This is a genomic window from Arenibacter algicola, from assembly GCF_018860365.1.
GTDB classification, from domain to species: Bacteria; Bacteroidota; Bacteroidia; order Flavobacteriales; family Flavobacteriaceae; genus Arenibacter; species Arenibacter algicola_B.
This window is the reverse complement of the sequence record NZ_JAHKPO010000003.1, coordinates 1,021,253-1,046,671: the sequence shown is the minus strand read 5'-3', so window position 1 is coordinate 1,046,671 and position 25,419 is coordinate 1,021,253. Positions and strand designations below refer to the sequence as shown.

At 39.3% G+C, this 25,419-nt stretch carries 13 protein-coding genes; 5 read left to right on the top strand and 8 right to left on the bottom strand.

All coding sequences use genetic code 11. From position 1 onward, the window contains the following. Nucleotides 1-18: 18 nt before the first annotated feature. A complete protein-coding gene (locus tag KO529_RS05915) occupies nt 19-2,217 on the top strand; it encodes a xanthine dehydrogenase family protein molybdopterin-binding subunit (protein ID WP_215946968.1) in 2,199 nt (732 codons plus the stop codon). A 283-nt stretch (nt 2,218-2,500) separates the two neighbouring features. On the opposite strand, the gene KO529_RS05910 is transcribed toward KO529_RS05915, so the two are convergent. After that, nucleotides 2,501-2,854 (bottom strand): pyruvate kinase, encoded by a 354-nt coding sequence (locus KO529_RS05910; RefSeq protein WP_085497562.1) that lies wholly within the window; start codon nt 2,852-2,854, stop codon nt 2,501-2,503. Between the two features lie 203 nt (nt 2,855-3,057). Between KO529_RS05910 and KO529_RS05905 the strand changes: the two genes are divergently transcribed. Both KO529_RS05905 and KO529_RS05900 read left to right on the top strand, forming a co-directional pair. Continuing rightward, nucleotides 3,058-3,636 carry a PhnA domain-containing protein gene (locus KO529_RS05905; RefSeq protein WP_215946967.1) on the top strand — a complete coding sequence of 193 codons (579 nt, stop codon included), beginning with the start codon at nt 3,058-3,060 and terminating at the stop codon, nt 3,634-3,636. A gap of 104 nt (nt 3,637-3,740) precedes the next feature. Next, nucleotides 3,741-5,009, top strand: coding sequence for an MFS transporter (locus tag KO529_RS05900; protein WP_215946966.1), 1,269 nt, complete (start codon nt 3,741-3,743; stop codon nt 5,007-5,009). 52 nt (nt 5,010-5,061) lie between these two features. Here the strand turns inward: KO529_RS05900 and KO529_RS05895 are convergent, their stop codons facing one another. Continuing rightward, complete coding sequence (locus KO529_RS05895; RefSeq protein ID WP_215946965.1) at nt 5,062-5,523, bottom strand: GNAT family N-acetyltransferase; 462 nt, start codon at nt 5,521-5,523, stop codon at nt 5,062-5,064. Nucleotides 5,524-5,558: 35 nt separating this feature from the next. Beyond that, on the bottom strand, nt 5,559-6,869 hold the full coding sequence (locus KO529_RS05890) for a phosphoribosylamine--glycine ligase (RefSeq protein WP_252734312.1): 1,311 nt from the start codon (nt 6,867-6,869) through the stop codon (nt 5,559-5,561). A 414-nt stretch (nt 6,870-7,283) separates the two neighbouring features. Between KO529_RS05890 and KO529_RS05885 the strand changes: the two genes are divergently transcribed. Together KO529_RS05885 and KO529_RS05880 are read left to right on the top strand one after the other, a co-directional pair. Further along, nucleotides 7,284-8,024, top strand: a complete 741-nt coding sequence (locus tag KO529_RS05885) for a tyrosine-protein phosphatase (protein ID WP_215946964.1) — start codon at nt 7,284-7,286, stop codon at nt 8,022-8,024. Between the two features lie 130 nt (nt 8,025-8,154). Then, nucleotides 8,155-8,895, top strand: a complete 741-nt coding sequence (locus KO529_RS05880) for a tyrosine-protein phosphatase (protein WP_215946963.1) — start codon at nt 8,155-8,157, stop codon at nt 8,893-8,895. Between the two features lie 342 nt (nt 8,896-9,237). On the opposite strand, the gene KO529_RS23590 is transcribed toward KO529_RS05880, so the two are convergent. The 5 genes from KO529_RS23590 to KO529_RS05855 form a co-directional block, all read right to left on the bottom strand. After that, the gene (locus KO529_RS23590) at nt 9,238-18,324 is read right to left on the bottom strand and encodes a putative Ig domain-containing protein (RefSeq protein ID WP_215946962.1); all 9,087 of its coding nucleotides are present in this window, start codon (nt 18,322-18,324) and stop codon (nt 9,238-9,240) included. Nucleotides 18,325-18,893: 569 nt separating this feature from the next. Continuing rightward, the gene (locus tag KO529_RS05870; protein ID WP_215946961.1) at nt 18,894-21,275 is read right to left on the bottom strand and encodes a GumC family protein; all 2,382 of its coding nucleotides are present in this window, start codon (nt 21,273-21,275) and stop codon (nt 18,894-18,896) included. A gap of 28 nt (nt 21,276-21,303) precedes the next feature. Further along, on the bottom strand, nt 21,304-22,074 hold the full coding sequence (locus KO529_RS05865) for a polysaccharide biosynthesis/export family protein (RefSeq protein ID WP_215946960.1): 771 nt from the start codon (nt 22,072-22,074) through the stop codon (nt 21,304-21,306). A gap of 55 nt (nt 22,075-22,129) precedes the next feature. Continuing rightward, nucleotides 22,130-24,079, bottom strand: a complete 1,950-nt coding sequence (locus tag KO529_RS05860; RefSeq protein ID WP_215946959.1) for a polysaccharide biosynthesis protein — start codon at nt 24,077-24,079, stop codon at nt 22,130-22,132. Continuing rightward, nucleotides 24,076-25,167 (bottom strand): DegT/DnrJ/EryC1/StrS family aminotransferase, encoded by a 1,092-nt coding sequence (locus KO529_RS05855; protein ID WP_215947124.1) that lies wholly within the window; start codon nt 25,165-25,167, stop codon nt 24,076-24,078. The genes KO529_RS05860 and KO529_RS05855 overlap by 4 nt, the downstream gene beginning before the upstream one ends. Between the last annotated feature and the right edge of the window lie 252 nt (nt 25,168-25,419).

Sequence of the window (25,419 nt, the reverse complement as noted above, 5' to 3'; positions counted from 1 at the left end):
ATCAAAAAAAGAAACATCATGACAAAGATAGTTACACATTATAATCGTCGTTCATTTATAAAGGTTTCAGCTGCTGCAGGTGGTGGCATGCTAATCGGGTTTAGCTGGCTTAACGGATGTAAGTCAAATACACCTGAACCAGAAGCGGGAGTAGCAGTGCCAAAAGAATGGTTCGAAATCAACGGCTATATCAAAATTGGGGATACGGGCATGGTTACCATATACTCTCCCAATCCGGAAATTGGACAAAACGTTCGTACCTCAATGCCCATGATTGTGGCAGAGGAGCTGGATGTACCTTGGGAAAACGTTTTAGTGGAACAGGCGCCCCTAAATACTGGTTGGTACCAAAACCAATTTGCAGGTGGAAGTCTATCCATTCGTTTAAGCTGGAATGCCTTGCGGATGGCCGGTGCTACCGGTAGAAGAATGCTAATGGAAGCGGCCGCGAAGGAATGGGGTTTAAAGGTGTCGGATCTAACAGCCAGTGAAGGAGTGATCAAGGAAATTAATGGCGAGCGAACAATTACTTATGGTGAAGTGGCTTCTAAGGCAGTGGGAATCGAAGTACCTAAAGAAGTTGAACTGAAAAGTATTAAGGATTTCAAATTGATAGGTACAAGTGTCAAGAATGTAGACGGCGAGAAAATAGTTACCGGTAAACCCTTATTTGGTTTGGATTTCCATAGGGATGGCATGCAACTGGCCATGATACAACATCCACCTGCTTTTGGCATGACGGTAAAGGATTTTAACGAAGCGGAGATAAAAAGTATGCCTGGAGTGAAGGATGCATTTATTGTTGATACTACTGTTGAAGAACCCGGTGGGTTCGACGAAAAAGGTTTTAAACAATTAATTGCCATCGTTGGCGAATCTACTTGGCAATTAATGCAAGCCAAAAAGGCACTAAAAGCCAACTGGGAAACTACCGGGGAATTAGAGAGTTCCGAATTACATGTGAAAAGACTGGAAAAAGCGTTGGCGTCCGGGGAGGTACAGGAAAGTAGAAGGGATGGCAACCCTGAGGCTGCCTTTAAAAAAGCAGCCAAAATCATCGAAAGAACTTATAGCGCCCCTTTCATAGCCCATAACACATTGGAGCCTATGAACTTCTTTGCCAATGTCACAGAGGATTCGGCAGAACTTATTGGGCCCACTCAAACACCCGAAGCACTGGAAGGCTCGGTTTCCAAATTATTAAACCTACCATTGGAAAAAGTGACTGTAAATATGACTAGAATCGGAGGTGGTTTTGGAAGAAGGCTCTATGTACATTTTGGTGTGGAAGCAGCCGCCATTTCAAAAAAAATCGGAGGTCCCGTCAAACTTATATATTCCCGTGAGGATGATATGACCCAAGGAACCTATCGCCCTACCTATCGTTCTGTGTATAAAGCGGGACTCGACGAGAATAATAATCTGATTTCTTTCAGCGTAAAAGGAGCCGGACTGCCCGAAGGTCCTGTTTTTCCAAATCGATTCCCGGCCGGCGCCGTTGAAAATTATTTGGCTGAAAAAATTAAAGCGCCAACCAATGTTACCACAGGTGCATGGCGTGCACCAAGATCTAATTTCACAGCAGGTGCCGAGCAAGCATTTCTTGACGAGGTTGCAGAAGCAGCGGGAAAAGACCCGATTGATTTCCGTTTGGAATTGTTTGATCGCGCCATAAAAGACCCTGTTGGTGAGAAACATGAATACGAAGCAGAGCGGTATGCCGGAGTATTGAAACTGGTTAAGGAAAAAGCGAATTGGGGAACAACAAAACCCAATGTTCATCGTGGGGTAGCTGCCTATTTTTGTCATTCTACCTATGTTGCTGAAGTGTTTGATATAGTTATGGATAAAGGGCAGCTTATAGTCCAAAAAGTCTGGTGTGCAGTTGATTGTGGTATTGTAGTCAATAGGGATGCCGCAGAGAATATGATTCAAGGTGGTGTAATCGATGGTGTTGGTCATTCCATGTACAGCCAGCTGACCTTTGAAAATGGTGCTCCCAACCAAATGAATTTCGACAAATATCAGTTGATCCGACATTCACAAGCGCCAAAGGAAATAGAGGTTTTCTTTGTTGAAAATGAAATAGACCCAACTGGATTAGGAGAACCTGGTCTACCACCTGCTATTGGAGCCTTGGCCAATGCCCTCTACAAAGCAACTGGCCAGCGGTATTATAATCAGCCTTTTATGACCGAAAAACAGGTGGTGGGATAAGAAAATTGGATTAGGTCTAATCTTCGAATCAATAAACTGGTATTATTGAAAATAATTGAATTTTAATTATGGGATTAGGAGTCTATTCTTAAATCTGTTAAGAATTCCCTGTTCAAGGAGTTCAGCTTCTTGAAAGTACCCCATCTTTTAGTTATAACTTCTTATCAAAATCAGGATTTGTTTACCCTTCTATCAACAGTGGATTATTGCAATATGATTCCTCACAACCTATAGGGGTGTTACCTTTATACGGAGCCACCAAATAATTAAAATTTAAGATTGACTAAAGTATTCCCTTTTCCTTAAATATATTATAGATCATTGTTTTTTCTAAAAAATTAAAGGAACGATCCCTAAACCAGTCGTGTATGGCAATCATTTCATTCTCCTTTTTTGCTTTACGCAAAATCTCATCGGATACTATATGCCAATATACCCATCTGTTTTTGGCAAGCGCATAACCAATCTCGTCGTTGATCAAAGACCTTACGGGTTTATTTCTTAATCTTACGCCATTTTCCAAGACTGCCAAAGTCTTGGTAAGACGAACCACTTCTGAAAAAGAATACCTGTAAAAATCGCCAAATCCGTTTTGGCCTACGTTATATAATTTATCCCCTACTTTTAAGTCTTCCATTTTAAAAAGGAAACAAAAATAAGGGTCTATCCCTCTTAAATAAACTATAGCTACCATAACTTATAAACAATGTCCAATAAAAACAATGATTGGAAATAGTTCCTTAATTTGGCTTTTACCTAAATCCTTCAGTCCATTTTTTACATTTCCATAGCGACCATTTATTCAATTCGTTTACATTTGTCCCTATAAAATCTATTATAATGAATATTGAAAGGGAATTGGGCAAAAGAAGCAATCACCAATGTGAGTTATGTACCAGTACGGAAAAATTAAGTGTTTTTGAAGTTCAACCGCCAAAAAATGGAGGTTTGGAAGCCAATCTATTGATTTGTGAAATCTGTAGGGATCAAATTGAAAATCCTGATAACACAGATCCAAATCATTGGCGCTGTTTAAATGATAGTATGTGGAGTGAGCATACACCAGTAAAGGTAATGGCCTGGCGTATGTTGAGCAGGTTAAGAAAGGAAGGATGGCCACAGGATTTATTGGATATGTTTTATTTGGAGGATGACGCATTGGAATGGGCAAAAGCTACTGGTGAAGGTGCCCCTGCAGAGAATCAAATAATACATCGCGACAGTAATGGTGCCGTTATTGAAGCAGGCGATAGTGTTGTCCTTATCAAGGACCTACCGGTAAAAGGATCCAGTATGGTAGCTAAAAGAGGTACCGCTGTAAGGCGTGTTTCACTTGATCATGATAATGCGGAATACATAGAAGGTAAAGTAGATGGCCAACAAATTGTTATCCTAACAAAATTTGTTAAGAAAATATAGTTCCTGTTTACCTGTAGATGAATTGTGAATCCTAGATCGCAATATTATCCCTTCGAGTAGAACGTAGGAATATACTTTAAGATCTAGGCTAATATAAATAGTCCATGGCAAATAGAGACCCCTATGCTGCACTAAGATATAAGGAATTCAACGTTTTTTTGTTGGTCCGTTTTGCCATGGTTTTTGCATGGTCCATGCAATTTGTGGTTATAGAATGGGAAGTATATTCTTTAACCAAAAATCCACTTTCTTTGGGGATGATCGGACTTATGGAGGTCATGCCAGCGGTATCATTGGCTTTGTTTGCAGGTCATATTGTTGATCAAAAAGAAAAAAAGGGACTGCTCTTAAAATGCATTTTAGGTTTTTCTGTAATAAGCTTGGGACTGTTTTTGCTCACTTGGCCCAAAATAGTACTGGATTGGTCTAAAAACACCATTTTGTATTCCATTTATTTTTTAGTATTTCTAGGTGGAATTGTAAGGGCATTTTTAGGGCCGACTATATTTTCCCTATTTGCATTGATCGTCCCAAAAAAAGTATATCCCAATGCCGCCACATGGAGTAGTTCCGTTTGGCAGATGGCAGCTGTTCTGGGCCCTGCCTTGGCCGGATTTAGCATAAATTTAATCGGGGTACATTGGTCCATGTGCCTGATTTTTGCCTTTTCTTTAATGGCTCTCCTTATCTTAACCAAAATTAAAAAGAAACCCATTTTAAACCCTAATATTGGGGAACCTGTAATACAAAGTTTAAAAGAAGGCGTGAAATTTGTATTTGGGACCAAAATTATTTTGGGAGCTATTACCCTGGATATGGTTGCCGTACTTTTTGGTGGAGCAATAGCCCTATTGCCCATATATGCCCAGGATATACTTAAAGTGGGTCCGGAAGGATTTGGAATTTTACGCGCTGCCCCAGCCGTTGGAGCATTGATAATCATGTTTACCTCCGCCTATTTTCCTTTAAATAAACACGCAGGTTTAAAACTTCTAGGATCTATTTTTGGTTTTGGCCTTTGTATAATTGTCTTTGGACTTTCCACTTCGTTTTGGATTTCCGTAATCGTACTTTTTTTTAGTGGTGTTACCGATGGAATTTCTATGATCATTAGACAAACTATCCTACAATTAAGGACGCCAGATCATATGCGCGGTAGGGTAGCTTCAGTAAATTCCATGTTCGTTGGATCCTCCAATGAGCTTGGAGCATTTGAAAGTGGACTAACGGCCAAGTTGATGGGAACGGTCACCGCAGTCGTTTTTGGCGGTTGTATGACCTTAATTACGGTAATATTCACTGGTGCCATCTCCCCTACTTTTAGAAAACTGGATCTCAGGAAAGATTTGGAAGAACACGAAAGGGATGTTTAATAAAACTTACAACTATTCTCCCAGAATGATTTTTCTCTAAAAGGAAGTAATACTAATTGTCATTTTCAGGTTGATATATTAAAATCCATTCCGGATTATCATTATCCCTACTTTTAGAAACACATTTAAATCCATTTTTCTCATAGAAGGACCTTAATCCCTCCTCCTCTATCGTAAGCCAATAAGATTGATCGGGAAATTGCTCCTTTAGGGCAGAAAGCCATTTTGAACCCAACGATTGATCACGATATCTGGGGTCAACAAATAAAAAACCAATATAATGAAAATTGGCGGTCACATACTTTTGCCACTCCTCTATTTCAAAATCGGTCATATTTGGAGGTGCGGTCCTAAATACAATTCCACCTGCGGTTATGTCCAGGGCATCCTTAAATACATAGACAGTTGCATTATTCTTGTAATCGTCCCAAACAGATTCAATTACATTTTGCCAATCTACTGGAAGAATTTTAAAAAAATTACGCCCTTCCAGTCCTAAATTAATGAATTCCATATTTAGCTCTATACTCGTACTACTGCCGGCTGTTCCTATAACAATCCCCAAGACCACAAGCGGTCAAAATCATCTGACCACCTATCACCAATATCGGTTCTGTAGTAAACATTATTAATAATAATATTACTTATCCTATTCTGCATCATTTTTTGAGCATCTTTCATAGTGAGTCCGGTTCCGGTGACCAATAAAGCAATACCTGTATTTCCGGTAATCAGCCATTCATCATTAATTTTCTTGAGATGCATGGGATGTATCCCATCTTTCATATCCTTTTTGAATACGATGACAGAATCTTTGGAGAATAGTTCAAAGGTCTTTTTATCCTCGAAGGGAAAAGGGGGCACAACCATATAAGCCCCAACCTGAAATCCTTTTCTAACATTGATCCTAAAATTCTCTCCAGAGGCCAACTTATAAAACATGTTTCCCAGAAGTTCCAAAATTCCGGCACGTTGAATGAATATCTGTGGGTATCCAAATCTGGAAGTGAATTCCAAAGGATAGATTCCATTGCCGTTTACAATACAATTAATATCCAATTGACCAATAAAACCACCCTTTGCCAAGGAACTTTCAAACTTTTTCAAGGTCGCCTCAAAAATAGGTGAATCCTTGGTCCAGAACATACTGGATCCCATCTCCCCTGTGGACACGCCCAATTCTTTTGGAAAAAGTTTCTTATGCTCAAAAGTAATATTTATAGGATATATAAATTCCTTCCCGTTAAAATAGGCAGAAGCGGAGACCTCCACCCCTTTTACCTTGCGCTGCAATTGAAAATTGCCAAAATCATTGCCCCACGATTTCTCATAAGCCTTTAAAACCCGAATTACATCCAACCCTTCATCATCACTACCCACAAATAACAATTGTTTGTATTCTTGGGTTTCGCCAGATGGTTTTATTACATAGGCATTGGGGTTGGCTTTAACATAGTCGATGGCATCCTGAAAGTTAAAAAACTCCTTGGATGGCAATATTTTTATACCGTGTTTCTTTAATTCTGCCTGTCCAAAATTACGGTCCAATTCCAAAAGATCGGAATATTCCGTACCTCCCACTACCAATTTACCCTGTGCCCTTAATTCTGAACATATTTTACCATATCCAGTGTAGTCAAAAATTAGAACATCGGCCCAATCGATCTGGCTTTTCCAATCTTTTACCTTTTGAACAAAGCCGTATCCAATTTCCCTGGAGGGTTTATCCTCAATGTACATTTTAACCTCATGGCCTTCGCTTTGTATGGCTACCGCCATATCCAAGGTTTCTCCCCAACGGGAAACAATCAAGAAATTTCGCTTAATTTCTATTTGATTTTTTAATTTCTCTTTTTTCAATTTATTGAGATATATTATTTTTTTAAGAATTAGTTACCAAATTTATTTGAGACTACTTTGCACAAAGTAAAGTTTTTAAATGCAAAATAGACTGAAAACCAGCTATTTCCCTTCTAAAACAAAACAATTTTAATAAATATTCGTTAATGTAATTCGGCGTCCAATGTTTAGGACCGTATAGCATAACCATGGTATGCCCGATTTGGAGTGTAGGTTTCAATATACCAAGCTAGTACCCAATAGTGAATAAATTTGAAACAAATATATGTGAAAATTAAATATCTAATAAAAATAAAGGGCAGAAAATTATAGTCAACTTTAAACCCATATGTGTCGTACAAAGACCATAAGTTGGTTTTGACCAACACCTGTCTTTAGCTTATTGATATACTTCATAAATATCAAATAATATAGATGTTCCAAATATTAAATAAGAAAAACTTTCTGGTAGACTATCTAGGACAATTCGTAGATATCCATAGTCATATTCTACCTGGAATAGATGATGGGGCTAAAGATATTTCGGACTCTATGGATATAATAAAGGGCTTTAATGAAATTGGCATTACACATATGATAACCACTCCCCATGTAAATCAAAATTACTATCCTAATACAGCCGAAAGCATACATACCGCACACAACAAGGTACAAAATCAATTATTGCACTTAGGTTTAAAGCATATTGCCTTGGAATCATCCTCAGAATATATGATAGATTCAAATTTCGAGAATTTATTGGACCAAAAACTTATGGCCCCGATTCGCAATAAATATTTGCTGATAGAAATGCCCTTTGTACAAACCCCTATCAACTTTGACCAAGCCACTTTTAAAATAGCAACCAAGGGCTATTATCCAATATTGGCCCATCCAGAGCGCTACTTTTTTCTACATAGCAACTACAAAAAATATCAAGACTTTAAATCCAAAGGGATATCTCTACAATTGAACTTACTTTCACTTAGTAACTATTATGGAAAGCAAGTATCCAAAATTGCAGAAAAGCTTCTGTTGGACAATTATATAGACTTTGCTGGTACGGATATACACAATGTACAACAATTGGAATTACTCAAAAATATAAAACTTAGCAATAGTACCTTAAATAGGCTAGTTCCTATCCTAAATAGGAACGTGGAAACCTTCTATTAAATTTCATGAAGAAAACCGTCCAAAATAATCTAGGCATCGCTTCTGTTTTGTAGTTAAAAACACAATTGCTATGATGGATATTCATTAATGATAATTAATATTATCCTACCTTTGCCGGAAATTAAAATTCATGTTTTATTTTTTTCAGAAGAAAAAATTCTTAGTTGACTCCCTTGAAAATTTTATAGACATTCATAATCACATTCTACCAGGAATTGATGATGGTGCCAAAACTGTAGAAGAATCCATTGAACTCATAAAAGGGTTCTCGGATATTGGTGTAAAAAAGTTTATTGCCACACCTCATATCATGCATAATTATTACCCCAATGATCATGACACCATCCATGCTGCACATGGAAAAGTACTTAACAAGCTTTTGAGTGAAGGCATGAAAGATATCTCTCTGAATGTAGCAGCGGAACATATGATAGATGCTAATTTTGAGCCACTCCTAGAAAAGGATTCCGTAATGCCAATAAACAAAAATTATTTGTTAGTAGAAATGTCTTACCTACAGCCCTCGATAAATTTCAAGGATGCCATACAAAAAATTGCGGAGCATAGTTTTTTTCCCATATTGGCGCATCCAGAACGTTATGTGTACTTGCACAATAACTTTTCAAAATATAAAAAATATAAAAAACAGGGCATCCTATTCCAAATGAATCTGTTGTCTTTAAGTGATTATTACGGCAAGGATGTACAAAAAATGGCCGTTAGGTTAATGAACGATGGATTAATTGATTTCGTAGCCTCTGATGTTCACAATTTACAGCAACTTGCAATGTTGCAGAATATGAAGATTACGGATAAATGGCTTGCACAACTACTACCTTTGATTGAAAACACAAGTATCAATTTTGATTAAAGCCTTTTAATTACTCTTTTCTATTGCTCTACAACTGCATTTACCATGAGCAGACAAAATATCCTCTGCCCATTCAAGATATGTAAGAGCGGCTAAGGCAGATTATTGCCTACCACTGATGTGCCTATTAAAATCTGTTCTAATATCCCTTGTGTTTTGCAAGTTTATTCTCCCATCAATACAAAATTTCTCAAGGGCAATCCTACTGATTATTTTAATGGCATACGTTTTCAAACACTAACCATTTACTAAGGAGACAAGCCTTGGCGCATTAACCCTACCAAAACAAAAAAGGGAATAGACATTTACATGGCTATTCCCTTTAATAAAAATGATATTCTATTAATTTTTCACAACGAGTCTCACTGGTAATTGTTCATCACCATCCATAACCAAAGTGATATAATAAACACCATCGGTCAAAGAATAAATAGGCACAACAAAGTAATCATCTACCAATGTAGGGTTGGAAATGACACTAATAAATTTGCCTGTAGAATCGTGTAAATATATTTCATTGACCATCTGATCATCAGGAGCATTTATTATAAAGACGTTAGCCGTTTCTCTTGCTGGATTGGGCGCTATAACCGCTTTCATTTTTTCCTCTGACTCTGGTTCTGTAACAGTTATTGTCACAAACTCCGTATCTGTTAAGAAACCATCGGATACCGTTAATTCAACCCTGTAGATACCAGGTTCTTCAAAAACATGAATTGGATCGGCCGTCGAGCTGGTAGGAGTTCCATCTTTAAAATCCCATAAATACGAGGTTACTCCTTCATCGTCCATAGAATTACTTCCCGTAAAATTCACGGTTAAAGGTGCAGGCCCTGACTCCACATTTGCAGTTGCAACGGCTACTGGAGCCCCGTTGACAGGACCAAGCGTTACATTCCAAGTAAAGGAAACCATAGTTGCCTCTTCTGGAGTGCCGTCATCTGTTACCGTTACCTCTACGGTGTAAGGACTATTGACTGCAGCGCCGGTGGCAATAGTACCACTAATAAGTCCAGTGGACGTATCTATAGATAGTCCAGTTGGAAGATTGGCTACAGAAAAGATCATACTATCGTCCTCAGGATCAGTGGCCGCAACTTGCAAGGAAATTGTATTGCCTACAAGACTGTTCTGAACACCTGGATTAGTGACCACTGGTGCCTGGTTCACCGGAACATCCGTTACGTTCCAAGTAAAGGAGATCGTGGTAGACTCCGCAGGAGTACCATCGTCCGTTACCGTTACCTCTACTGTATAAGGACTATTGGCTGCAGCACCGGTAGCGATGGTGCCACTGAGAAGTCCGGTGGCGTTATCTATACTAAGGCCGATAGGGAGTCCAGTGGCAGAATAGCTCATGCCATCGTCCTCCGGATCAGTGGCCGAAACCTGTAGCGAGATCACCGCACCCTCTATATCATTCTGCACACCTGGATTAGTGACCACTGGTGCCTGATTAACAGGATCCACAGTTACGTTCCAAGTAAAGGAAACCATGGCAGACTCCGCAGGAGTACCGTCGTCCGTTACCGTTACCTCTACTGTATAAGGACTGTTTGTTGTAGCACCGGTTGCGATGGTACCACTGAGAAGTCCGGTAGCGTTATCTATACTTAGGCCGGTAGGGAGTCCAGTGGCAGAATAGCTCGTGCCATCGTCCTCCGGATCAGTGGCCGAAACCTGTAGCGAGATCACCGCACCCTCTATATCATTCTGCACACCTGGATTAGTGACCACTGGTGCCTGATTAACAGGATCCACAGTTACGTTCCAGGTAAAGGAAACCATGGCAGACTCCGCAGGAGTACCGTCGTCCGTTACCGTTACCTCTACTGTATAAGGACTGTTTGTTGTAGCACCGGTTGCGATGGTACCACTGATAAGTCCGGTAGCGTTATCTATACTTAGGCCGGTAGGGAGTCCAGTGGCAGAATAGCTCATGCCATCGTCCTCCGGATCAGTGGCCGAAACCTGTAGCGATACCACGTCGCCCTCAACACCGTTCTGCACACCTGGATTAGTGACCACTGGTGCCTGATTAACAGGATCCACAGTTACGTTCCAGGTAAAGGAAACCATGGTAGACTCCGCAGGAGTACCGTCGTCCGTTACCGTTACCTCTACTGTATAAGGACTGTTTGTTGTAGCACCTGTAGCGATGGTACCACTGATAAGTCCGGTAGCGTTATCTATACTTAGGCCGGTAGGGAGTCCAGTGGCAGAAAAGCTTATGCCATCGTCCTCCGGATCAGTGGCCGAAACCTGTAGCGATACAAGGTCGCCCTCAACACCGTTCTGCTCACCAGGGTTCGTAACCACTGGTGCCTGGTTAGCAGGTATGTTAACTATTATGGTTAAAGTAGTCGAATTCGAAAGAACTCCGTCACTAACCGTTAACTCTACTTCATATATGCCAGGGGTATTAAAAATATGTACAGGATCTGCAGTGGTCTCTGTTGGAGTCCCATCCTTAAAGTCCCACAAATATTCCGTTACTCCCGTATCATCGGTTGAATTACTTCCTGTAAAACTAACGGTTAGGGGCGCATCTCCAGAAGTGATATCAGCTTCCAATACTGCTACAGGAACTTGATTTCCTGCCTCACCAATATTCCACACAAATTCAAGTAATGTAGATTGAGACGGCACACAATCGTCGGTAACCGTAACCTCTACATTATAAGGACTATTGTCAGCAGCACCTCCTACAGATCCACCTGTTTCCGATTCTGCAGCGGCAGTTAATTGTGCACTGGTATAGGTTGGCCCATCCACTTTATACAATGCCATTCTATCTACAGCATGACCTGCAGAACGTTCGGAAACTTCCATAGTATAGGTCCCTGCATTGACAAAATAAACATAGATGTAGTATCCAACATCATTGGTACTTGCATACCATTGATACCCTGAGGAAACACTTCCTCCCCTATATACTTTAAGAAATCCACTAGTGCTAACACCACTACTATGAAGCGGCTCTCCTTGTCCCGCCCTAGAACTACCTGCTGGAAACACTACGTTATTCTTCGCTCCCAGTAAATTACTTATCATTCCAGCTTCATTAACCACAGTTGTCGGGTTTTGACCAAAGAACCATACATCATTATTATTCGGGAACCTCAACCAGCCATCATTAGCGGCATCCGAAGCACCTGCTCCTTTATTACCTCTCCACTCAAAACGGTAGACCCCTGGAGTACTAATAGAAACTTCATATGGAATGGTTGCACCACTTATTGAGGAAAAACTATCCGTATTTGCAAGGATGGCCGTTACCCCACCATCATTGGTGATATCCCAGCCAGAAGTGTTGCCGGATTCTGCTTCTATAATCAACAATCCGTTATTTTCTTGAAACGCACCACTACCTCCACTACTGGGAGAAACGGTTCCAGTAATTAGTCCACTATTGACATCTATTATTAAATCAGGGGGTAATCCTGTAGCGCTATAGGTTACATCTGTACAAGACCCAGTAGCATCTATTTGAAGAGAAACAGTATCTCCTTCAATATTATTTTGAGTACCTGGATCTGTAACATCTGGAACAACTAGCGTATTGGACAAATTAATTTCTTTGGAAGAATTATTTCCGTAATTTATCGTTAATTTGGCGCTTCTATTCGCTCCGGTACCATTAAGGGAAATTCCAATAGGATGGGTAGAGTTTGCATTCAACAATTGATTGGTCAATTGACCGGAAACAATATTAAAATCGGCCGCATCGGGTCCTGATAGTTCCATTGAAGTCACTATTACACCAACATTTCCATTCTCTACATCTAGATCAATAGATTCAGTAGCCCCATCAGCAATTAATAAATTGTCGAAGGTGTTGACCTCACTGGCCACACTTGGGGTTCCCACGGGGGAATCCTCACCCAAAAATTCCATATTCTTCTGGTTGCCTCCCCCTTGAATAGGCGACCCCCCTAAGATAAAGATACCGTTGCCCGATACAATGGCTTGAGTACCATGCCTTGGAAAGTTCAAGGATGGTAGTTCACGCCAAGTCTGTAAATTAGGATCGTATTCCTCGGTAACAGAAAGTGCAGGTCCAGCAGCCTCGGGCTCACCCCCAATAACCAATAACTTATCATTGAAGTTTACTGTACTGGCCCCAGCTCTTTGAGTTGGTATGTTTTGTCCAACGGGCAAGGTACTCCAAGTGTCTGTAGTAAAATCATACACGTCCACTTCTGGAATAGTTGGAGCAAAAGTGCCCCCACTTCCTCCTGATAAACGACCTCCCGCAGCATATAATTTATCTCCTATAAGCACGGCCGCAAAATGATCACGTGCATGTGGAGCATCGGTTAAGCTAGTCCAAGTACCGGTCTGTGGATCGTATTCATCAAACCAATTAACATAACCACCGTTATGGCCAATGGTATTTCCTCCTACGACGTAGAATTTATTATCATAGACTACCAACCCTGTTGACCCACGTCTCCTTCCTACGGGTATCTCAGGGCCCTGAATCCATTCATTGGCGACCGGATCAAATGCCCAAATATGGTCTTCCGGCACTTCATTGGGATAATCATTATTATTAAACGCTCCAATTACCCATATAAGACCTTGGTATTCAGTTGCTTGGAAGTGGTTAAATTCTAGGTTCTCCGGCATGGAATTGGCTAGATTTTCCCAAGTATTGCTAGAATAATCATAGATATCAATAGTCGTTGGGTTTTCCCTTCCTCCCATAAGATAAAATTTATCTCCTGCTTGCACAAAAGAATTCTCATGACGAGCTGTATAGTTTTCATTTTCATTTTTACTAATCCAAGTTGAAGTTACCGACCATATAAAAGTAGTACTATACGGTACAGACCCTTCCTTTTTTACCGTAACGGTCACCTGATGGATGCCATTATCCTTGGGGCCTCCAACAGCGGCATTGGCAGCTACTGTACCAGTAATGGCTCCAGTGTTCATATTTACTGAAATGCCCTCAGGCTGTCCAGATATATAATATTCAAAGTCAGCATTGGGATCACCGCCACTGGCTGAAGCAGTAAAACTAAGTGTTTCTCCAGGGCCATGTTGTTGATCCTGAATACTGGCCAAAGAGAGTGCTGAAAACAATTGATTATCACTATATATTTCTATGGCACTCACTATTGGGTTTTCCACTACATGCGCAAAAGAGAGATTCAATACTCCATCGGTTACAGTTACAGGATAAGATAGCATTCCGGCTACATTGTGTCCAAACTCTGTAATTACATCTAGATTGTCTCCAACAATGTTGCCTTCCAAAAGAATATCAAAAATTCTATCGCCAGTCCCGCTTGCGGCCGCAAAACTGTTACCCATATAAAGCTGTACCACATAATCTCCATTTTCCACAGGGATATCGTATATCATTTCCGGAGCTGTTGCATCATCATAACGCTCCTTGGCAAAAATACCCTCGAAGGTAGCAGCATCTACATAAGCAGGTATACTCGAGTGCCTATTTTTATTTAGCAAGGTAGATGTATAGTTCTTTCCCGTATTGACAGAATAACTAACCCCTTGGTAAGCCCCAGCAGCGCCGTTGTATTCCCAAACGGGTCCGCTATCCGTTGCCAGCACCGTAGCACCCCCAGCATTAATCCTATATGCAGACCTTTCCTGTATGATCCACTGAAAGTTTATTGTTTTGGCATCACTACTTAATCCATCACTATCATCCACAGTTACTGTAACATTGAAGGGGCTGCCAGCTAACGCTGCACTATCTATATCCCCAATAATATTGCCATTGGTTGGTTCTATCGTAACTCCATCTGGCTGTCCACTAATACTAAAGTTTAAGTTTCCATCACCTCCGTGGGCAGTAACCAACAATGCCCCATTTAATTCATCCCCTAAATAGTTCAGTTGATCTTCTATAGCACTTAGGTAAATGGGACTTTCTAGATTGGAGGCTTCCAAAATCTCAATTCCATTTATCAAAGGGTTTTCAGGACCAACGTGTTCTAGTACAATTTCTATACTGCCATCGGTCACGTTGACAATATGACTAATAGCTGTTCCAATCTTATGCCCATAAGTTCCTGATAAATCTATATTTTTCAATTTTTGGTAGTATATACCTTCAATCGAAACATCAAAAATTCGCTCTCCCGGAGCAGAAGTACCATCCCATCCATTGGCCATATAAAGACGTACCTCGTAATTGCCGGTTGCTGTAACCGGAAAGGAATAAGTTATATCCGTACCTCCCGAACTAGTATCATAGCGTTCGGTATCAAAGATATTGGCTGGAGTAGTGGTTTGATTTACATCCGGGTTAAAGGCAGTAATCCCATAGGTCCCTACACTATTAGATCCTGAGGCCACAAGATAAGTGGAATTGGCAGCTTGGGTGTCTGCGGACCAATCTATACCTCCATCAATATTAGCTATTTGCGGACCACCTGCATTTACCCTGTATATGGCTACAGGGGAATCAGTAACAGTTACCGTAAAAGTTTGTTCCACATAATTGTCATCCTGATCCGTGGCTCTAATGGTAATATCAGCTACCTGAAGACTTTCGGGAAAGGAAATAGTAAGTATATCACCTGTAATGACCGCACCTATTTCGGAAGGATTGGTATTATTCTGAATGGTATAGGTAAGATTGGAAGTTCCCATATCATCATCAAAAAAAGTATTTAATGCCAGTTCTTCATCCCCACTACCCATATACCGTTCCAGATCAGGAATGTCCATTTCTATGGAGGGAACATTTGCTTTTACAGATATCCAATCCCAACTTCCTTCCAACTCGACTCCTACATTGTTAGAGGTTCCAATAAAACCAACGGCCAGATCTGTACCAGCATTTTGTATGGCATCTAAAGTAGCACCAATAGCCGTTATAGTACCCAGTGTTAATCGAGCTCCATCTTCTATTTTATAATCGAATTGAAGTTCTCCGGTTACAGGATCAACCACAATATAAAGGTATAAATTTACATCCGGTCTTTCTCCTACGGCTAAAGCCAACGAAAGTGCATTAACAGTATCCGGTACGTCGTTCACCTCCTGAATAGCCTCCAAACCATTTTGTGTAATTACAAATTGCACAAAATTATCCTGAAAACCTGTGCCCAAAAACAAACCAAGTTCCCCTCCAGAAGCAGCAGTATTACCGTATAATTGATATCCCCCATCAAAATTGACCATATGTGTCGCTATTGTAAACTTACCAGTCGACTGATCAACCTGCACGCCCATTTGATAGGCTTTTTCCTGATTGTTGGCCAAACCTTTCGCCGTTCCATAACGCATATGGGAAGTCATTACACCTGGGTTACCACCCAATACATCATCAGGATTAGGCTCATTGGGATCCCCTTCTTGTTGTTGATCTATCCAATCCAGCCAGTTTCTACCTGTATCCCCATTGTTCATCAGCCCTGTCATTCCCAAACCAAAAATACCTCCTATATTCTGCTGGTAGTTTAATAAATCATTTTGTATGGGCAACTCAAAAGCATCGCTACCGTTAGTAGAAGGATCACCCAATTGAAAGGGGTCCTCACTATCCGCAATGCCATCGTTATCGTCGTCCGGATCATTGATATCAGAAATAAATGGTGCACCAGCTATTTTATCAAAATCAGCAGGCTGTGAGCCTCCATTACATGGATCCGTTCCACTATCTTCCTCATCTTCATTGGTATAGCCATCGCTATCATAATCAGCTAAGGGATCATAAAGGGAATCAGAAGGATCAACACAGTTTACGGCGTCCGCAGGTTCCAAAACTTTTAAAAGACCATTGAAGGTTCCTACCCAAATAGTACCGGGAAAAATATCATCATTTCCCTGAGCAGTAAGTCCCAGCACATAATCTACATACCCACTAAGAAAATTTTCATCAAGCTCATTTAAAGTACCATCAGCTTTAAGACTAACCCTGTGTATAGTTCCAGAACTCTTACCGGCCAATAAATTGCCTTGCATGCCTCCTTCAAAATTACCTGCCGTGTATTGGGTAATAGCATTGGCATTTTTTCCCCAAACCGTTACAAGTGCATCTACAGGGCCTTCTGGATTTGCCAATCCAGGACCGCGCCAATCTCCTTCAATGGCATTGGCCGCAACCTTTACGGGAGGCCAGTTGGCGGGTAAGGCCTCTGCGATATTAGTAGTAGAATTAGGAGTAGAACCGTCCGGATCATAAGTTTTTGTCCGAAACACACCAGTAGTACCGTTATGTGTGTAGAGTCCAGCTCCATCAGGATTAGCCCTTATAGGATTGGGATGACCACCATAAAAGGACCCGAAAGTATAACTCTGAATATCAGTAGTGACCAAAGTCAGGTGATCCTTATTATTAATATATTCTCCATCCGGCGCAGGTTCTCCCGCATCGCCCCCTGTTTCATTGGGATCATATTCGTTAATCACATTGGCCGTCCCTTCATTAACAGGAAATCCACCCCAACCGGTATTCGCCCCATTATCCGTTACATATAATGCCCCATTTGCCGTTAGAAAAAGATCATAGGCATTTCGATACCCCGGTGACAATATTTTTACCGGACTATTTGGCAGCAACATTGCCTGGTTAAGACCATCATTGCCTCCAAAAGGATCATTGATATCTACACCATCATAATTTGGATCATCAGGATCGGTAATTCCATTCACATTTGCCCTAGTGGGATCATCAACGGTAGGCAGGTCATGGATGTATTTTCGCCCACTGCTATCGGTAAGAATGGGCATACCTTCCAAGGCCGTGATATCTATTGCCAAAATGGCTCCGGAAAGAGCAGTTTCATTGGCATAGGCAAAATTATGGGAAGGCGATCCCCCATTCGTATTTCCCCCTTGAGCCACGATCAAATAATCAATTCCTCCAATATTCGTAAATTGCAACCCATTAGTAGCATGGTTCTCTTCGGATCTCGGCAGTCCCCTAACCATATCCACAACACTCCAACTTCCTCCACTTTTTGTAAAACGCGTAATAACCCCTGAATTGGTATCCAAGTTCAAATCCCCACCATGTTCTATTCCCCCGATCCTAAAATCACTAGAAGAAACGTAGATTATGGGATTCTGATCAGTCCCTGTAACAACCATTCCTGTTGTTTCCCTACTATTAACAGTAGTGTTAATAGAACCGTCATCATTATGATTCTTAATACTTTTAACCCCAGCAAGGGATTCCACATTGGTGACCTGATAATTATTAGCTGCTAATTTTTGAATAGTGAGTACTTTAATAGTTCCCGAATACTCAGCTACATATAGTTTCCCATCCGGACCAAATTCTAAAGACGTAACCCCTGCCCCTAAACTGGTCAACCCGTTTAGATCAAGATTACTTTCTCCAAAATTAAATTGCGCATTTAAATGGTTTAACCCTATTAAGAGCATCCATATAAAGGAAAAGTTAGTTAAAAATGAAAAAGACTTGGAGTAATTGTGTTTCATATTCCTACAGTTAAATAAGATTCTAATAATCAACTGCTTAAAGCAGTCTTATAAGTTACAAAAAACAAATATAAAGTAATAAAAATCTGGAAAGAAAATACCCTCATCATATTCGTTTAAACCTAAATGTTTATCGACAAAATACAGATATGAAAATTCAGTATTTGGCAAGTTCATTAACAATATAATCTGCAAGAAGTAGGACGAATCACAAATTGAAATAGGAAATTACTGCGATTTGCGGATAACTGGACCCAAAGTAATTGAAAAAATTTAGGCCTTTAAAAAAAAATTGCTTGAGGCAACAAGAAATCAGTCCCAAAATTATTCTTGAATAAGACTAAAGACCTTAATGTGTGTAGAAGTTTATCCATCTAGCGAACAAAAAGAAAATTTGCAAAAAAAATATCATTGCAAGGCTGAAATTTATTGTAAAAAATCCCACTTAAGACTAGACTATTGGTTTTAAATATACATAAACCTAAAAGGAACAATAGTGCACAATCAATATTGGACAACCATAATAAAAATGAGGAATATATTTACTAGCTTTTTAGTGGTCCTAAATTCTATAATTTCCACCATTTTTTTTGACTTTTTCCATATCCATATCCGTATTTACCACCATAGCCCAAATTGGACACCTTTACATCATTAACAATAAAGGCCAATCCTTTAATTTTACCCTCTTGTTGTAACTTTATTGGATACTCGATTGCTTTTTTCTCTGTCACCCCAGCCCTAGACACATACACAATATGATTGGCATAATCACTTATCAACAAGGTGTCTGTAACCACCATTAATGGTGCGGTATCCACTATAACATAGTCATATCTTTCAGAAACCTCATCAAATAGTTCCTTGATACGCTTATTCATTAATAATTCTGCTGGATTAGGCGGTATCCTTCCGGAATATATAACATCCATTGTATCTTGAAAAACCAACATAGTGTTCGTTATATCCCTTACCTCCATAGTTTTATCAAATAAAAACTCAGTAAGCCCCTTATCCCTGCTTTTTGTTCCACTTGGCATTTTATCTATTTCATTTCCAGTGAAAAACGAATTCAGTTTAGGGTTTCTAACGTCTGCCCCAAGTAATAATACCTTCTTGTTGGTACTGGCCATGGTCAAGGCCAAGTTAGAAGATAAGAATGACTTTCCTTCACCAGGAACACTAGAGGTTACAAATATTATATTGTTCTTTCCTGAAGAGGAACTACTTGTTTTAATTAAATAATCCAAATTGGTCCTAATAATTCTCAAAGATTCAGCCAAAACCGATCGATCGTCCTTCAGTATAATTTTTTTCTCCTTTTTGGAAAGTCGGGGCAATTCCCCTAATATGGGAATATTTTTGGACACTTTCTCCAAACTATGCATATTATTCACCTTATTATCCAAAAGATTGGATACATATATAAAAGAAAAAGGTATTAATCCACCTAGCAACATAAACGCTAAATAAACAATTTTCCCTTTAGGAGAAACAGGAAATGGACTAGGATTGTATCCATAATCAATGACTTTGGATTTAGGCGCCGTAGAAGCAACGGCTATTTGGGCTTCTTCCCTTTTTTGTAATAAATACAAATATAATTGCTCTGTTGTTTCCTGTTTTCTGGTTATGTCCCTAAGTGCCCTTTCATTTTTTGGAGCCGAATAAATCCTTGAATTAAGAATTGCCTGTTGACCGCTCAAGGCATTTACCTTTAACCCCAAATTATCTACTGTACTGCTTAAACTGGACTGCATGTTCCTTTTTAGTCCTTTAATCTGTTGATCCAGATTAACAATAACCGGGTTTTTTTCATTGGAACTTTTCAACAACCTATTCCGCTCCAAGACCAATTCATTGTACTTAGAGGTTGTACTACTAATTGTAGGGTCATCTAAACCAATATTTCCGGGAAGTACTTCAAAACCACCTTGCTGCTCTACAATATCCTTCATAGAAGCTGCAATGTTAAGTTGCGTCCGCATATTGGCCAGTTCCTGTTGGTTGGCAGCCCCTACATTAAGATTAATATTAGCCTCGGAAGCTATATCGGTAACCCCCCTTCCTGTTTTAAAATCCTGGGCAGACTGATCCACAGTAGAAAGGTTAGTGTATATTTCCGCAATTCTATCATCTATAAAATTAGAAGTCCTATCCGCTATTTCCCGTTTGTCCTGGATAGCATTCTTATTGTATACTTTTATTAGTTCATTCAATATTTGCACTGCTTTTTCCTTTATAGGGTCTTGTAAGGAAATATTGAGAATATTGGACATTTGATCATCTGATAAAATATTTGTTTTGTCACGGTAGGATTGGGCAACCAAATTAACAGGATTTACCTCTACTCTCAAAGTAGTTCCCTTGAACCTATCAAAATTATCCATATTTGGGGTAACCACAATATCCCCTAGAGGGGTAGAAATATTTTTTCCGAATGCCAATACCTTTAAAGGAATGCTCTCCTTTTCTGCATATCCAAAAGTTGTAGTAGAAGATAGGTTCAAGAAAAATTCAAAACTCGACTTATTAATGATTGAATCAGCTGCAATAAAATTAACCTTTACGGGAGGATTGGAATACAATTCTGTATCTATAATTTTACCTTGGGCCATAATCTTAGTATTAAGCCCCAAAGTCTTGACTACTTCAATAAAGTTAGATCTTGAATTTATTATTTCTATTTCATCCGCAACTGCCTTGTTCCCTCCGGAAAGCAACTCCAAATCTTGAAATAGACCAAGACCCGCCCCAGAGCTATTTTCATCAAGAATTTGAATTTTCGCTTCTGCTACATACTCCGGTGTTGTGTATCTCAGATAAAGAAACGCCATTGCAATGGCAATAATTCCAGAAAAAACGAACCATTTCCAATGCTTTGCATACAAACTTATAATTTCATTAATGTCAAAATTCTCGGCAGTACTATTTTGAGAGTCTAAGCTCATTGGGCAAGGGGTAAAATTATATTAATTGTTAATTTCTAGTTACGAAAAGTATCGTTGAGGTAATTACAAGTGATGCCAAGGAAATGGCAATAGTGGCCCTGTTATCCAAACTGGAAGCTGTTACCGCTGATTGATTAGGCTCTACATACACTACATCGTTCTGAGTTAAGTAATAAACAGGTGAATTCATAGCCTCTTTTTGGGTAAGATCCAAACGGGTATACACCTTGGTACCATCAAAATCGCGTATCACCATCACATTTTTCCGCATTCCTTTAATGGTCAAATCGCCCGCAAGTCCGAGCGCCTCCAAAATGGTAATACGCTCACCACTTACGGGATAGGTCCCTGGCCTTTGTACCTCTCCCAAAATTGTGACCGTAAAATTAACCAACCTAATATTTATTATTGGATCTTTTAAATAGTCCTTTAATCTTTCACTCAAAAGGAGTCTCACTTCCTCTGGAGACAATCCGGATATTTTTAGTTTACCAATAACTGGAAAATTAATATTTCCCTCCTGATCTATCAAATAGTCCACTTGCTCAGGTCTTATTCCTCCCTCCGTAATACCTTTGAATAAATTAAAAGGAACACTGGCCTCATTGTCCAAGGTGGAAACATTTATACTTACAAGGTCATCTACCTTAAACTTTGGAACAAAACTGTTTTTGTCCACCAGTGTTTCAAAATTACTAGCATTTTGAAAATACACTACCTCCTTTTTTGAAGCACAGGAAGAAAGTAATAATGCAAAAATTACTAAAAGTTTAAAAAAGCCAAAATATTCTTTTTTCATGGAACCAAGTATAAAGGATTTGATAATAAAATTTTGTAATGCAAGTATAGTAAAATTAAGACTGTAAAATTTTCTTAATGGTTACATTTTCTGTTTTCTCCACCACTTTTTTATTTTCTTGTACCTTGTCCAGTTTACATTGGTCAGAATTATTGGAAATGTATTCCGGAACAATGGCCTTCATAAGTGCCACCGGGTTACCATTAAAAAACATATTGGTCACACACAATTCGTTGATCTTAGACCTAACGTCTTCAAAGTCGAATTCCCTGGACTTGCTGATCATAATTTTCTTATGGTAAGTTGGCATGGTATTTTCCCCATTGGCCAATAACTCCTCATACAATTTTTCACCTGGCCGAAGCCCTGTAATCTTGATATCGATGTCCTCAGGATATCGTAGACCGGACAATTTAATCATATTCTTGGCCAAATTAAAAATTCTGACCGATTCGCCCATATCAAAAATAAATATCTCACCTCCTTGTCCCATTCCTCCAGCTTCCAATACCAATTGGGCCGCTTCCGGAATCGTCATAAAATATCGAGTTATATCCTTATGAGTCACGGTTAAAGGGCCTCCTTTTTCAATTTGTTTTTTAAACAACGGGATAACAGAACCATTGGACCCCAAAACGTTACCAAAACGGGTTGTAATAAATTTTGTTCTGTTCTGTTGCTGCGAACAACTAATGTACATTTCCGCAATCCTTTTGGTAGCCCCCATTACATTAGTAGGGTTAACAGCCTTATCTGTAGACACAAAAATGAATTTATCCACACTATTGTCCAGAGAAAGATCTACGATCACCTTGGTTCCCGCTACATTAATCTTAACCGCCTCATAGGCGTTGTATTCCATTAACGGTACATGCTTATATGCAGCGGCATGAAACACCATATTGGGCTTATATTCTTGAAATAAGCCGGACATCCTATTTTTGTCCCTTATATCCCCTACAATAGGAATAAAATTATGAAAACCGTTCTGAATCAGTTCTTGCTGCAAGTCGTATAAGGCAGATTCTGCCTGGTCGATAACGATTAATGATTTGTATTCATAATTAGCTATTTGTCTTACCAACTCACTACCAATAGAACCTGCTCCACCGGTAACCACAATTACTTTATCTTTGAGCTCTTTGGAAATACGATTGTTCTTGATATTGATGGGCACCCTGTCCAACAAGTCCTCAATTTGCACCTGTTTAATTTGGGAAAGTTTCAATTCGCCATTGATCCAATCCTCTATTGGTGGAACTATTTTAACTTGTACCGGAAAATCGACCAAACCTTCAACCAACTCCCTTAATTTACTATGCTCAATATTCTGTATAGAAAATATTATTTCGTTAATACCATTGGCTTTTAAGAAATACTCCGACAACACTTCAGGGGCATAAACCTTTACTCCATTTATGCTCTTGCCTACCTTTTCATAATCCTTATCTATATACCCAACAACTCTTGATGAACTCCCAGAATGCCCAGTCAAGGCATTCTGGGTAAGAATACCGGATTCTCCGGCACCATAAATAATGACATTTTTGGTGATCTTAAATTGCTTCACCAAGTTATAATAGGCATTCTTAAACATATACCTAGAAGCCGTTAAGGCAATAAAGCACAACAAACTATGAATAATTATAATGGATAATGGTACGGTAAAACCTTCCATAAAATCCATTTCCCTATTTAGAATAATCATGAAAATAGTAATGATACTCGCAAGACAAATGGCATTGAAAATATTATAAACATCCCTTACCCCTGTATGACGGACAACCCCTTTGTACGAACCCGTAATCAAGAAGGCAACCAAAGAAATAAAAATTATCACAGGCAACTGCATAACCAACTTGCTAATATCAAAATCAAGGGTTAGGTTAAACCTTATAAGGTAAGACAATATAAAAGTTGTGGCTACCAAAAATAGATCTATTACCAAAACAATCCATTTTGACGTATATTTTTGTGCTCTGCTGGTTAGGTAATTATGTATCATAGGGCTAATACTTTTAAAATTATCTCTATTACTCTATCTAAATCCTCTTTTTGTAAATTGGATCCACTGGGCAGACAAAGTCCTCTTTGAAACAAATCTTCCGATGTACCATCGGTATAAATTTTACAATTCTTAAAAACAGGCTGCAAGTGCATTGGTTTCCACAATGGTCTGGACTCTATATCCTCATCCAATAGGGTCAACCTTATCTTTTCACGCATCTCGTAGGAATGGACAAGAATACAACTCAACCACCGGTTGGATCTGTTCTCCTTGGGTTCATTCAAAAATTCCAATTCGGGTATTTGCCCCAATTTAGACTTATAATAATCATAATTGCCCCTCCTACTTGCTACCCTATCTTCGATTACCTCCATTTGCCCGCGGCCTATACCTGCAAGCACATTGCTCATCCTATAATTATATCCAATATGGGAATGCTCGTAATGCGGGGCATTGTCCCTAGCTTGGGTAGCCAAAAAGACTGCTTTCTTTTTTAGCTCTTCACTTTTGGCAACCAAGGCACCCCCACCAGAAGTAGTAATAATCTTGTTTCCATTAAAGGATAATATACCAATAGTTCCAAGACCGCTACAAGGCCTATTCTTATAGGTACTTCCAAGAGCTTCCGCACTATCTTCAATGACGGGAATATCATATTTGGAGGCAATTTCATTTATTGCATCCACCTTATAGGGCATACCATATAAATGTACTGCGATGATTGCTTTTGGTTTTTTTCCATTTAACAAGCCATCCTTAATAGCCTTTTCCAACAAGATAGGGGAAATATTCCAAGTATCCCTCTCGCTATCCACAAATATAGGATTCGCCCCTAAATAAGTTATGGGATTTGCAGATGCAGAAAAAGTAAAACTTTGACAAATAACATCATCCTCTTTAGTTACCCCTAGGAGTTCTAGAGCCAAATGAATGGCCCCCGTACCAGAACTAAGGGCTGCCACTTTTAGGGAGTTGCCCAAATAATCTTCTATAGATTTTTCAAAAGCATTTACATTGGGCCCTAGAGGAGCTATCCAATTGGTATCAAACGCCTCCTGAACATAATTTTGTTCATTGCCGCCCATGTGCGGCGAGGAAAGCCAGATTTTAGTTTTAGTTATCAAAACTTGGGGTTTTATAATTTATTACAATGTAAAATTAAGTATACTTTTGAGTCTTATATAATATTGGCACCTTATTTCGTTAAAGAATGATATTTATCGATTAAATACTGTGCCAATCAAATTCTTTAAGTTTTATCGAAGCTTTTGGACCATTCATCAATTAAAGATAAGGTTAGTATGGTAAAATGCCTAGTTCTTAGGAAATATTTTTTA

Bases quoted from the DNA above. Each gene is read 5' to 3' on its own strand.
- KO529_RS23590 (WP_215946962.1), bottom strand. From the start codon at position 18,324: ATGAAACACAATTACTCCAAGTCTTTTTCATTTTTAACTAACTTTTCC.
- KO529_RS05900 (WP_215946966.1), top strand. From the start codon at position 3,741: ATGGCAAATAGAGACCCCTATGCTGCACTAAGATATAAGGAATTCAAC.
- KO529_RS05880 (WP_215946963.1), top strand. From the start codon at position 8,155: ATGTTTTATTTTTTTCAGAAGAAAAAATTCTTAGTTGACTCCCTTGAA.
- KO529_RS05910 (WP_085497562.1), bottom strand. From the start codon at position 2,854: ATGGAAGACTTAAAAGTAGGGGATAAATTATATAACGTAGGCCAAAAC.
- KO529_RS05870 (WP_215946961.1), bottom strand. From the start codon at position 21,275: ATGAGCTTAGACTCTCAAAATAGTACTGCCGAGAATTTTGACATTAAT.
- KO529_RS05855 (WP_215947124.1), bottom strand. From the start codon at position 25,167: ATGGGCGGCAATGAACAAAATTATGTTCAGGAGGCGTTTGATACCAAT.
- KO529_RS05905 (WP_215946967.1), top strand. From the start codon at position 3,058: ATGAATATTGAAAGGGAATTGGGCAAAAGAAGCAATCACCAATGTGAG.
- KO529_RS05915 (WP_215946968.1), top strand. From the start codon at position 19: ATGACAAAGATAGTTACACATTATAATCGTCGTTCATTTATAAAGGTT.
- KO529_RS05860 (WP_215946959.1), bottom strand. From the start codon at position 24,079: ATGATACATAATTACCTAACCAGCAGAGCACAAAAATATACGTCAAAA.
- KO529_RS05895 (WP_215946965.1), bottom strand. From the start codon at position 5,523: ATGGAATTCATTAATTTAGGACTGGAAGGGCGTAATTTTTTTAAAATT.
- KO529_RS05865 (WP_215946960.1), bottom strand. From the start codon at position 22,074: ATGAAAAAAGAATATTTTGGCTTTTTTAAACTTTTAGTAATTTTTGCA.
- KO529_RS05885 (WP_215946964.1), top strand. From the start codon at position 7,284: ATGTTCCAAATATTAAATAAGAAAAACTTTCTGGTAGACTATCTAGGA.